This window comes from Streptomyces sp. NPDC006283, from assembly GCF_040613325.1.
GTDB lineage: Bacteria > Actinomycetota > Actinomycetes > Streptomycetales > Streptomycetaceae > Streptomyces.
The window spans coordinates 1-11,588 of record NZ_JBEXRZ010000028.1; the positions used below are offsets into that span (position 1 = coordinate 1).

General features: G+C 71.1%; 11 protein-coding genes. 3 read left to right on the forward strand and 8 right to left on the reverse strand.

The annotated features are described in order from the left end of the window. Nucleotides 1–194: 194 nt before the first annotated feature. From fxsA to ABZ070_RS08795, 4 genes are all read right to left on the reverse strand, one after another. Nucleotides 195–782: an FxsA family membrane protein gene (gene fxsA / locus ABZ070_RS08780; RefSeq protein ID WP_356631449.1), complete on the reverse strand. Its 588-nt coding sequence runs from the start codon at nucleotides 780–782 to the stop codon at nucleotides 195–197. A 46-nt stretch (nucleotides 783–828) separates the two neighbouring features. After that, complete coding sequence (locus ABZ070_RS08785; protein WP_356631451.1) at nucleotides 829–1,647, reverse strand: polyprenol monophosphomannose synthase; 819 nt, start codon at nucleotides 1,645–1,647, stop codon at nucleotides 829–831. 506 nt (nucleotides 1,648–2,153) lie between these two features. Next, nucleotides 2,154–3,797, reverse strand: a complete 1,644-nt coding sequence (locus ABZ070_RS08790; RefSeq protein WP_356631452.1) for an amidohydrolase — start codon at nucleotides 3,795–3,797, stop codon at nucleotides 2,154–2,156. Between the two features lie 10 nt (nucleotides 3,798–3,807). Continuing rightward, nucleotides 3,808–4,248: an Lrp/AsnC family transcriptional regulator gene (locus ABZ070_RS08795; protein WP_356631454.1), complete on the reverse strand. Its 441-nt coding sequence runs from the start codon at nucleotides 4,246–4,248 to the stop codon at nucleotides 3,808–3,810. Between the two features lie 204 nt (nucleotides 4,249–4,452). Between ABZ070_RS08795 and ABZ070_RS08800 the strand changes: the two genes are divergently transcribed. Next, nucleotides 4,453–4,872 (forward strand): hypothetical protein, encoded by a 420-nt coding sequence (locus tag ABZ070_RS08800; RefSeq protein WP_356631456.1) that lies wholly within the window; start codon nucleotides 4,453–4,455, stop codon nucleotides 4,870–4,872. Between the two features lie 400 nt (nucleotides 4,873–5,272). Here the strand turns inward: ABZ070_RS08800 and ABZ070_RS08805 are convergent, their stop codons facing one another. Then, nucleotides 5,273–6,445, reverse strand: a complete 1,173-nt coding sequence (locus ABZ070_RS08805; RefSeq protein WP_356631526.1) for an acyl-CoA dehydrogenase family protein — start codon at nucleotides 6,443–6,445, stop codon at nucleotides 5,273–5,275. Between the two features lie 347 nt (nucleotides 6,446–6,792). Here ABZ070_RS08805 and ABZ070_RS08810 point away from each other — a divergent pair, with 347 nt between their 5' ends. Then, on the forward strand, nucleotides 6,793–8,046 hold the full coding sequence (locus ABZ070_RS08810) for a glycoside hydrolase family 18 protein (protein WP_356631458.1): 1,254 nt from the start codon (nucleotides 6,793–6,795) through the stop codon (nucleotides 8,044–8,046). 53 nt (nucleotides 8,047–8,099) lie between these two features. Here the strand turns inward: ABZ070_RS08810 and ABZ070_RS08815 are convergent, their stop codons facing one another. From ABZ070_RS08815 to ABZ070_RS08825, 3 genes are all read right to left on the reverse strand, one after another. Next, nucleotides 8,100–8,756, reverse strand: coding sequence for a TetR/AcrR family transcriptional regulator (locus ABZ070_RS08815; protein WP_356631460.1), 657 nt, complete (start codon nucleotides 8,754–8,756; stop codon nucleotides 8,100–8,102). A 113-nt stretch (nucleotides 8,757–8,869) separates the two neighbouring features. Next, nucleotides 8,870–9,019 (reverse strand): SCO1431 family membrane protein, encoded by a 150-nt coding sequence (locus ABZ070_RS08820; RefSeq protein WP_356631462.1) that lies wholly within the window; start codon nucleotides 9,017–9,019, stop codon nucleotides 8,870–8,872. Nucleotides 9,020–9,135: 116 nt separating this feature from the next. After that, on the reverse strand, nucleotides 9,136–10,518 hold the full coding sequence (locus ABZ070_RS08825; protein WP_356631464.1) for a peptidase C39 family protein: 1,383 nt from the start codon (nucleotides 10,516–10,518) through the stop codon (nucleotides 9,136–9,138). Between the two features lie 187 nt (nucleotides 10,519–10,705). On the opposite strand from ABZ070_RS08825, the gene ABZ070_RS08830 reads away from it, so the two are divergent. Continuing rightward, nucleotides 10,706–11,338 (forward strand): hypothetical protein, encoded by a 633-nt coding sequence (locus tag ABZ070_RS08830; protein WP_356631466.1) that lies wholly within the window; start codon nucleotides 10,706–10,708, stop codon nucleotides 11,336–11,338. Nucleotides 11,339–11,588: the final 250 nt, after the last annotated feature.

Consider the following 11,588-nt stretch of genomic DNA (forward strand, 5'->3'; position numbering starts at 1 on the left):
GGCCCACATTCGATGTGGGCCGACCCGCGGCTCTCGTCATGTTCCGGCGCACACGGTTCTCGACGCACGTCCCGGGCGAGGCCTCATGTTCGGGGCGTTGCCGCGAACCCCGCGATTGCTGTGCCGCCTGACGTTGAACGTCGAACGGCACGAGGAGGGTCCGGAACCGGCCCCCGTACGGGCCGGCCGCCGCGTCAGGGCGTCAACGGCGGCCGGGGCCGGTCGTCCCGGTTGTCGTCGCGACGCTGCGCGCCGCCCTCGTGGACGACCTCGCCCTGGACGACCTTGCCGTCGGGGTGTCGCATCCGGGCCTGCTGGAAGGCGTCGCCGAGGCCGCCGGCCATCGCGGCGTTCATCTGCCGCTCCAGCGAGCGCTCGGCAAACCGGCCGATCCGGGTGCGCACGGGCGGAAGCAGGAGCAGCAGCCCGGCCACGTCGGAGATCAGGCCCGGCAGCATCAGCAGGAGCCCGCCGAGCATCAGCAGGCCGTTGCCCTCGCCCCGCGCCGGGGAGGCGGCGGGCGCCGCGCCCTGACCCGTCTGCTGCTGCTGGAGCGTCTCCCGGAGGTTCGTGAAGGCCCGGCGCCCGGCGCGCTTGATCACCACGGCTCCCAGGACCCCGGCGCCGACCAGCAGTCCGAGGACGGCGAGACCGCCGGCCTCGGACGCCACCACGGTCAGCAGCCAGATCTCCAGGATCAACCAGGCGGCGATGCCCAGCGGGAGAAACGTGCGTGCGCGTGAGCGCTTACGGGCGATGGGGGGCGGGGCGCCGGTCGTCATGCTCCCAGTGTGCCTGGGCGTTTGTCGGAGCGGCGTACAGGGGTTGTCAGGAAGAACGGTGAGTGCTCGGCGGGGGCGTCCTGCGGCCGGTGAGGCGGCCCACCCGCTCCCCCACGCCCCACGCGGTGACGCGCCAGAGCGCCTCGACGACGATGTCCCTGCTCATCTTCGAGTCGCCGTGTTCGCGCTCGACGAAGGTGATGGGGACCTCGACCACGTTGAAGCCGGCGGCCACGGCCCGCCGGGCGAGGTCGACCTGGAAGCAGTAGCCCTGGGAGGCGACGTCGCCGAGGCCGAGGCCCTGGAGGGTCTCGGCGCGGAAGGCGCGGAACCCTCCGGTGACGTCCCGCAGCGGTACGCCGAGCAGCATCCGCGAGTACGTGCTGCCTCCGCGGGAGAGGAACTCGCGATGCTTCGGCCAGTTGACCACCCGCCCGCCGGGTACCCAGCGGGAGCCGAGTACGAGGTCGGCGCCCTTGAGGGCGGTCAGCAGTCGGGGCAGTTCCTCCGGCTGGTGGGAGCCGTCGGCGTCCATCTCGACCAGCACGCCGTAGTGGTGCTCGATGCCCCACTCGAAGCCCGCGAGGTAGGCGGCGCCGAGGCCTTCCTTGCCCTTGCGGTGCAGCACGTGAACGTGCTCGTCCTGCGCGGCGATCTCGTCGGCGAACTTCCCGGTGCCGTCGGGGCTGTTGTCGTCGGCGACGAGGACGTGCGCCTCGGGTACGGCGGCGCGCACCCGGGAGACGATCGGCCGGATGTTCTCGGCCTCGTTGTAGGTCGGGATGATCACCAAGGCTCTGCCGAGCGGACCGTACCGCCTCCCCTGGGCCCCTCCGCCTTGGGGAACCGCACCACCGTCGTTCACTGCTGCCCCTTAAAGTCCGTACGCAGAGCCCAACCATAGCGACAGACACGAGCGCCGTTGCGGCGGCACGGACCATCCGGGACCGGGGGCAGCCGGACGGGTGCAGCGGATCGGGCCCGGCGTCCTTCGGGCCGACCTGGGGCCCGCTGGCTGCGGGTCGACCGAGAGCCGTTGTCTACTGAACGCCGGGCCCCACCCGGGTCGCACCTGCCGACCGGCGGATTCCTTCCCTTGCCCCCGAGGCGCGGGCGCTGAACCTGGCTCCCAGCGGTGGTGCGCCGGTGCGGCACACCACCCCATGACCCAGCGGCGTTCGACGACTTGCGTGGAGGTTGCCGATCGGACGTTCTTTGGTGGACCCGGCCGAACCTACCCGCCGGTGGGCGCTGCCTGTCAACAGTCGCCTGATCAGCGACAATCAACCGAACTACCAGGTCAGAGGGGAAGACCCGCAGGTCGTGGCCGACCGGCGGGAGCACCCTTCGGCGGTGCGAAATGTCCGTACGTCACCCGTTCGGTCCCGCGAAGACGGTCCGTCCCGCGACCACGGTCCCAAGGCACACGGGGAGTTCCCTGCCCGGGCTGAGATCGGGCAGACCAGGGGTGCCGGAACGGGGGTCGGTGGACCAGCGCGCGACCCGGTCGTCGGGGGCCTGGACGACCAACTCCTCGGTGCGCCAGACCGCGTAGTCGGCCGGCGCGCCGGGCACGAGCACACCCGCGTCGTCGCGGCCGACGGCACGCCAGCCGCCCCGCGTGTGGGCGGTGAAGGCGGCACGCGCGGAAATGCGGTGTTCGGGCGTCCGGTGGAAGGCGGCCGCCCGGACGGTGCCCCACGGGTCGAGAGGTGTCACCGGGCTGTCGGAGCCGAAGGCGAGCGGCACACCGGCGCGCAGCAGCGTCGCGTACGGGTTGAGGGTGCGGGCCCGGTCCGCACCGAGGCGCTGGGCGTACATGCCGTCGTCACCGCCCCAGGCCGCGTCGAAGGCGGGCTGCACGGAAGCGGTGAGGCCGAACTCGGCGAAGGCGGCGATCGTCTCGGGTGTGAGCATCTCGGCGTGCTCGATCCGGTGCCTCGCAGCGCGGACACGGGCCAGGCCGACCCGCTCGGCGGCTGTGCGCACGCCGTCGACGACCGCGCTCAGGGCGGCATCGCCGATGGCGTGGAAACCGGCCTGAAGACCCGCCTCCGTGCACGCGGCGACATGGGCCGCGACCGCCGCCGCGTCGAGATGGGCGCTCCCGCTCGTGCCGGGTGCATCGGTGTAGGGGGCGTGCAGACACGCGGTGTGCGAGCCGAGGGATCCGTCGACGAACAGGTCGCCCGCCGCGCCCGCGGCGCCGAGTTCACGGATGCGTGTGGCGTCCTTCTCGTCGGCGACCTGTTCGGCCCAGTAGCCGACGACACGAGGGCCGGGCTGTGCCGCCGCGAGCGCCAGGAGGGAGGTGAAGTCGTCCTCGTCGGAGATCTGGGGGCCGCCGCACTCGTGGACGGTGCCGATGCCGAGGGAGGCGGCGTGGGCCAGTGCCGCACGCTGGGCCGCCGTCCGCTGCGCGGGGGTGACGGCCGCGTGGGCGGCGGCCCGCACGGCGTGGTGGGCGGCGGCCGTCAGGGGAGCGTCGGGGTGGTAACCGGCGAGAGTGGTGACGCCGGGAACGAGGTCGAGCAGGGCGGTGGTGACGACCGCCGAGTGGACGTCGACGCGCGGCAGGTACAAGGCGCGGCCGCCGGCCGCCTCGTCGAGCTCCGCGCGGCTCGGGGGCCGCTGCTCGGGCCAGCGGGTCGCGTCCCAGCCGTGGCCGAGGAGCACCTGGTCGGCGGGGTGCGCGGCGCCGTGCTCCCGCACGAGACGCAGGGCCTGTGCCAGGGAGGCGGCGCGGGAGAGATCGAGGCCGGTGAGGGCGAGTCCGGTCGACGTGGTGTGGACGTGCGCGTCGGTGAACGCCGGGGTGACCAGGGCCCCTTCGAGGTCGATCACCTCGTCGACACCGGAGGCGAATGCGTCAGCGGCGCCCTCGGAGCCCACCCAGGCGACGTGCCCCTTCTCGACGACCATCGCGGTGGCGAAGGGGTCGGCGGGGCTGTGGACTTCTCCACCGCGCAGCAGCACGGTGCGATGTTCGCTCTGGGGGGCGGTGCTCTCGGTCATGGGACCAAGACTAGATACGCGGCGGGCGTGCTTCGTACGGGGTGGAGAGGACGACCGTGGTGCGGGTGGAGACACCGGACAGGGAGCGGATGCGGGTGAGCAGGTCCTCCAGCTCCAGCGGGGTGCCGACGCGCACCTTGAGGATGTAGTTCTCGTCGCCCGCGACGCTGTGGCACGCCTCGATCTCGGGGACGCCGGCGAGCCGGTCCGCGATGTCGTCGGGGGCACTGGGGTCGAACGGCTTCACCGAGATGAACGCGGTGAGCGGCAGCCCGACCGCCTCGGGATCGACGACCGCGGCGTAACCGCGGATCACGCCCCGCTGCTCGAGACGGCGAACGCGCTGATGCACCGCCGAGGTGGACAGGCCGGTGGCCTTGCCCAGGTCGGTGTAGCTCATCCGCCCGTCCTTGACGAGCAAATCCACGATCTGACGATCCAGCTCCTCCATGCGGATCAACCTATTGCCCCAGGTGGCTTCCGGCACAGTCCGCGACGGCCCGGAAGGGCACCTGCACAGACCATGTGACGAACGCCACAGGTTTGCCCGGCGGCTGTGCCGTGACCCCACGGTTACCTGTCCGGCGCGATGGGCATTGCTTGCTGTGGTCGAGGCCGCAAGTGCCTGACGGCCCATCCGAGGGGGAGATTCTCCATGCAGAGCGCCAAGACTGTGCCGTCCAAGAACGGCGGACGTACCGAACCGGAGCCTGTTGATCCGGCCGATCTGGCGGAGACGGACGATCTGGAGGCGTACGACACCTTCGAGATGTACCGGGTGATCTGCCCGGACTGTGCGCAGCCGATCGCGCTGCTGGCGGACGAGGCCGTCCTGCCGGAGCACGCGCTGTGCCCCACTCCGTGGAACCCGTTCGGGCTGACGGTGTGCTCCGGGACCGGCCGGGACGCCTCCTCGGCCCGCCCGGCCGACGATTCCCTGGAACTGCAGGAGCAGGACACCGCACTGCTGTTGACGCTCCCTCAGGGACTGGACTGGCGCACTCAGCCCTTCTCGCACGTCGGCGGCCCGGGGTCGCGGCCGCTGAAGGTGCCGCCGATGCGGCGCGCCGCCTGACAGGCCCGTTTCCCTGGCAGACCCGCGTCTTCGGACATCCGGATCTTCGTGACGGGGTCGGCGAGCCGGAGTGCGCCGTGGCGTGGGGACCGCCGCGTCGCGCCCGGCCATCAGGACCGGGCCGCGGACCGTGTAGTCCGTGCACTGGCGCTCGAATAGTTCAACCGGTAACCGCTTCCGTGCGCCGCGCGTTGGCGGGGCATGAGCCTGCACTCCGCGACCACGCGTAGTCGGCGGCGCCTTGTTGTGCCCGCCTATGAAGAATCGGTTCCGCGACCGGCCGACCCACCCATCTACCGTGAGCTCCTCCAGCTCTGGGCGAGCCGGGGCAGAACCCTGCCGGGACGCCGCGATACCGAATGGATCAGACTCGCGGCGCCTCCGGTCACGAGCGGGCGGGTCAGCGCGTCTCAGGCCCGGCCAGGTGCCGTGCGATGACCATCCGCTGGATCTGGTTGGTGCCTTCCACGATCTGCAGCACCTTGGCCTCGCGCATGAAGCGCTCGACGGGGAAGTCCTGGGTGTAGCCGTAGCCGCCGAGGACCTGAACCGCGTCGATGGCGACGCTCATCGCCGTGTCCGTGCAGAACAGTTTCGCCATGGCGGCCTGCTGCGAGAACGGCTTGCCGGCGTCCCTCAACCGGGCCGCGGCGAGATACAGCGCCCGTCCCGCCTCGATCCGGGTGGCCATGTCGGCGAGCATGAAGCGCAGTCCCTGGAAGTCGGCGATGGGGCGACCGAACTGCCTGCGTCCCGTGGCGTATTCGAGCGCAGCGTCCAGGGAGGCCTGGGCGACGCCGATGGCGCAGGCGGCGATGCCGAGCCGGCCGGAGTCGAGGGCGGAGAGCGCGATGGCGAAGCCCTGCCCCTCCTCGCCGAGACGGCGGGAGTCCGCGATCCGCACCCCGTCGAAGTGGAGCTGGGCGGTGGGCGAGCCCTTCATGCCCATCTTCTTCTCGGGCGCCGCGGCGTTCAGACCCTGCGCGTCGCCCGGAACCAGGAAGGCCGTGATGCCGCGCGGGCCGTCGACGCCGGTGCGGGCCAGGACCGTGTAGAAGTCGGCGACCCCGCCGTGGGTGATCCAGGCCTTGGTACCGGTGATCACCCAGTCGTCGCCGTCGCGCACCGCCTTCGTACGCAGGGAGGCGGCGTCGGAGCCGGAGGCGGGCTCGGAGAGGCAGTAGGCACCGAGCAGGCCGCCGCCGAGCATCGTCGGCAGATGCTCGGCCTGCTGCTCCTTGGTGCCGTAGCCGGCCAGCGCATGACAGGCGAGGGAGTGGACGCTCACGCCGAGACCGACGGTGAGGCGGGCCGCGGCGAGCTCCTCCAGGACCTGGAGGTAGACCTCGTAGGGCTGGTCCCCGCCGCCGAACTCGGAGTCGTAGGGAAGGCCGAGCAGTCCGGAGTCGGACAGGAGCGAGAAGACCTCGCGGGGGAAGTGCCCGGCGTCCTCCTCCTCGGCCGCGCGGGGGGCGATCTCCCGCTGGACGATGTCGCGGACCAGGGTGATCAGATCCCTGGCCTCCTCGGTGGGCAGCTGACGGTCCACCGGCTGCGGGGCGCGGTCGGGCATTGCGGCGCTCTCCTCCCTGTCGGGCGCTGCGACGGTCACGCACGAAGGGTGTGGGCGTGCCGCCGGTCGTACTGCCATGCCGATGCTGCCTTCCGGATCACGAAAGACGCTGGACAGCGGCTTGTGGCGCGTTGAGTATGCCCGATTCGGCGGGTCCCGTCACCAGGTCGCCCGCAGGCCGTGAACGTGATCCAGAACTCGTCGCACTTGGTCCGAACCATTGACCAACTGGTCTAGTCCTCCTACCGTCTACGCATCGCGAGCGCATGGACGCGTCCATGCCAAACACTGCGGTCTGCCGACCGCTCGTCCCCCCACCCGTTCTCCCTCCCCCACGAGGAGACACCATGCTCGGAGCACACCACCGCCGTGCCCGGTTCAGGGCGTTTCTCGCCACCACGTGTACCGCGGTCCTCGGCGCGACCCTGCTCACCGGCGCGGGAACCGCGTCCGCCCAGGCACCCTCCCCCGCCGCCCGGCCGGCGACAGCCCCCGCCGCCGGCGACAAGGTGATCGGCTACTTCACCGAATGGGGCGTGTACGACCGCAACTACCACGTCAAGAACATCGAGACCTCCGGGTCCGCCGACAAGCTCACCCACATCAACTACGCCTTCGGCAACGTGACCGGCGGCAAGTGCGCCGTCGGCGACGCCTTCGCCGACTACGAGAAGTCCTACACCGCCGGCCAGAGCGTCGACGGCGTCGCGGACACCTGGGACCAGCCGCTGCGCGGCAGTTTCAACCAGCTGCGGAAGCTGAAGAAGCTCCACCCCGACCTCAAGGTGCTGTGGTCGTTCGGCGGCTGGACCTGGTCCGGCGGCTTCGGCGAGGCGGCGCGTAACCCGGCCGCCTTCGCCCAGTCCTGCTACGACCTGGTCGAGGACCCCCGCTGGGCGGACGTCTTCGACGGCATCGACATCGACTGGGAGTACCCCAACGCCTGCGGAGCGAGCTGCGACACCAGCGGGCGTGACGCCTTCAAGAACCTGATGTCCGCGCTGCGGGCCAAGTTCGGCGACTCCAATCTCGTGACGGCGGCGATCACCGCCGACGCCACCGACGGCGGCAAGATCGACGCGACGGACTACGCGGGAGCCGCCCAGTACATCGACTGGTACAACCCCATGACGTACGACTTCTTCGGCGCCTGGGCAGCTCAGGGGCCGACCGCCCCGCACTCGCCGCTGACCTCGTACTCCGGCATTCCTCAGGAGGGCTTCCACAGCGACGCCGCGATCACCAAGCTCAAGGGCCTCGGCATCCCTTCGTCGAAGCTGCTGCTCGGGATCGGCTTCTACGGGCGCGGCTGGACCGGGGTGACGCAGAAGGAGCCCGGCGGCACGGCGACCGGGCCGGCGCCGGGCAGGCACGAGCAGGGCATCGACGACTACAAGGAGCTCAAGTCCAGGTGCCCGGCAAACGGGACGGTGGCCGGCACCGCGTACGCGCACTGCGGCAACCAGTGGTGGAGCTACGACACTCCGGCCGCCATCGCCGGGAAGATGAACTACAAGAACGAACAGGGCCTGGGCGGCACCTTCTTCTGGGAGCTCAGCGGTGACACTTCGGACGGAGAGCTGATCAAGGCGATCAACTGATCTCTACCGAGAGGCAATCAGGGGCGGGCAGCCGACGGGCGCCCGCCCCTCGTTCATACGGTCAGCGGCACAGCGGCCGGTTCGGCGGCGGGCGGCGGCTCCGGGCAAGTGGGCTCGAACTCCGCGATCGTGCGCAACGTGGCGCGCAGCAGACGCACGAGCAGCGCGCAGACCGCCTCACGATCCGGCCGCCGGCGGGCCAGCCAGTCGAGGGTGATCTGTTCGACGCCGCTGAGCCAGCCCAGCAGAGCGAGCCTGGCCATCAGCGGGATCTCCCGCCGTCCGTACGCGCCTTCCGCGATGGTCGCGATCAGCTCTTCGCGCACCGCGTCCCGGATCGCCTGCACCTCGGTGTCGAAACCGACACCACCTGTGACGATGGTGCGGAAGGCCGCCTGGTGGTGCTCGGCGTAGCACAGATAGCCGTCGACAGTGCGGTGTACGCGTTCGGCGCGCGGCAGCTGCCGCTCGCCGGCGGCCCGGGTGACGAGCTCGGCCACCGACTCCTCGATGACGGCCAGGTAGTAGCCGCGTTTGCTCTTGAAGTAGTAGTAGATCAGCCCTTTGGCGATGCCGGCGTGCTGGGCGATGTCGTCGACGGACAGGGCGTCGTACGAGGTGTCGGCGAACAACTTCCGGCCGATCGCGATGAGTTCGGATCGCCGGATCTGCGCCCGCTCGGTCGCGCCGCGCTGGTGACTGCTGCTCAAGGTGATCCCTGGTCTCGAGTGCCGGAGGACCGTGCCGGATCTTCGCAGTATCTCAGAGGTGGATCACGCCGCAGTCGCCGCTGCCCCACTGTCGTGGGGCCGGAGGCAAGAGGCTAGAAGAGGCCGACCTGGGTGATCAGCATGGCGAGGACGACGACGAGCGTCCAGCCGAGGATGTGCTCGAGGATGTCGGACTCGTCGTCCGGGCCGCCGGTGCGGGTCGTGGGCCGGACTCGGTCGGCCGTGGCTGCGGTCGAAGTCATGGTGCGTCTCGCTCGGTCGTCTGGCAGGTGGCTCCCCCGTGACCACACCACAGTGCCAGCAGTTCCGGCCCCGGGGGTAGAGACGTTGGTCACTGCCCCCGGGGCCGCCGGTCGCGTCAGAGGACGCCGACCGCCGCGAGGGCCTTGCGCTGGGCGGACGTCGGGAAGGCGGGCCAGTACAGGTAGCAGACGCCTCCTGTGCCCGAGACCACTTTCCCGCTCGCGTTGTAGCGCTTCGTGCGCAGCCAGATCTTCTCCCACTCGGCGCGCTGGTAGACGCGGCGCACGGCCTCGTTGCTGGGGGACGCCGGATCGTTCGCGATCACGTCGCCGTCCGCGGTGAAGCCGATCACCGTCATCAGATGGCCCGATGTGCCGTAGCCGGCCCCCGTGAGCTCTTCCTTGAGGAACGACTGGGACGTTATGGCCGGGATTCCGGCCGCAACCAGCGTCTCCAGGTCGGTCAGCGAGGAGAGCCGGGTGACGACGGCGCTCATGTCGCGGTAGGTCGCGGCGTAGGCGGCGTTGAACGGCCAGTTGCCGCAGCCCTCGTACTGGTAGTCGAAGGTGTGGCGGGCCGCATGGCAGACCTGCGGATCGTCGAAGTCGGGGTTCACCCAGGCCAGATCGCCGGCGGAGGGCTTGCGCCCCCAGTACTCGATGATCATCTGCGACGACGTGGGGCTGCACCACGCCTCGCCGCCGTTGTCGTACTCCGGGTACTGGCCCACGTGCGTGTTCTGGGAGTACCGCGGCACGGGCAGCTCACGCGCCAGGCCCGGGGCGGACGGGGTGACGCCGAAGCGGTCCGGGACGTCGGAGGCCATGGCGCCGAGCCGCCACACCGTGGGCGTGAGCCGGGTCCCCGGCCTGCGGTACAGAGTGAGCCGCAGGCGGTATGCGGCCAGGCGCAGTCCGCTCGCGGCGTCGTCGACGGAGAACGTGTCGGTCCAGATGCTCGCCCTGCCGTCGCCCTGGTCGTCCACCGAGGTGCGGCGGATGTCCTTGTCGCCGGCCGCCCAGCGGCCCATGACGAACCACGGGGTGGCGCTGCCGTCGGAGTACTCGCCGTGCAGCTCGACCTGAATCCAGGTGCCCGCGGGCGTCTGCGCGTTCCAGGAAGCGATCACCTCGGTGGCGGGGACGCTCGGGCGGTGCACCGGGGAGGTCCAGGTGGCGTACTCCCAGCGCGAGGTCGCTCCGGTGTGCGGGTCCGTGTAGTCCGTGGTCCCGGCGGGCGTCGCGATGGCAACGCCGGGGCGGCGACCGGCGACGGCGGTGGTGCCGGCCCGCTCGCCGCACCGCCAGTCCGTGTAGGAGGACCAGAAGCGGTTGTCGACGAACGTCCCGGAGCGCCGGGCCCGGGGAGCGGTCTCGCAGTCCGCGGCCGCGCAGCTCGCCGCCGCGGCCGGTCCGGCCGCGGAGGACAGCGTCCCCGCGGTGGCGGCCGCCGCGATCGCGGCGCCCAGTACGGTTCTGCGCGAAGCAGGTCTGGCCATGTGACCCCCAAGTCGGATGCGCGGCAGTGGGCCAACTATCCCGGAGCGGAACGCGCTTCTGCCAGCGATTCGCCTCGCGTCGCCGGGCCAATATTGGTCTGGTCCAGTGGCATGACCTGCGGCGCCGCACAGGGCCGGACGCGGGCCGGGCCTGCGCCGCCGTCCGGCGGCCCCTTAGGGTGGCCCCATGGACGACCTCGACCGGCGGGCAGCCGGGCTGCGCGCGCTGGCGCCCTCCTGCGGCCCGGTGCGACTGGTCGCCGTGGACGGCCACGCGGGTTCGGGCAAGAGCACGTTCACGGGCCGGCTCGCCGAGGCGCTCGGCGGCAACGTACCGGTGCTGCATCTCGACGATCTGGCCTCCCACGAGGAGCTGTTCGGCTGGACGGAGCGGGCGTTGAGCCAGGTGATCGGTCCGCTGACGGCCGGCCGGGACGCGGAGTATCACCCGTACGACTGGAATCTGCGGCGCTTCCTCCCCCCGCGCGGGCTGACCGCGGCGCCCGTCGTACTGGTCGAGGGAGTCGGCGCCGGACGGCGCGCGCTGCGCCCGTATCTTGCGGCGCTGCTGTGGATGGACCGGGGCGCACAGGAGTCCTGGGCCCGGGGCAGGGCACGCGACGGCGCGGCGCTCTCCGCCTTCTGGGACGGGTGGACGGCGGCGGAGACACGCCATTTCTCGGCTGATCCGTCCCGCCCGTTCGCGGATGCACTGATACGTGAGTGCCCCGAGGGATACAAGTGGCTCCCGAAGCCCTCAGAGACTGCACGTTCACACCACTCAATCACTCACGGTGAGGGCTCTCCCCCGGCATACTGAACAGTCGGAATTCTGGCTCAAGAGTGCCTCAACCCTGCTTGACCGACGGGGCGGACAGGTCTTACGTTCTCAATGTGCGGCTTTCCGAAGCCGCCGCAGACGCGAAGCCCCCGGTTGTTCCCCCGTGATCGGGGGCTTCGTTCTGCCCCTTTTCCTCGTCGCCGGCCCCTTCGCGACGCCTTTTCCCTCACCCTGGGTCACCGTTGCCGGGGCGTCACGGCGCTCTTAAACGCCGCCCCCAGCGCAGGTA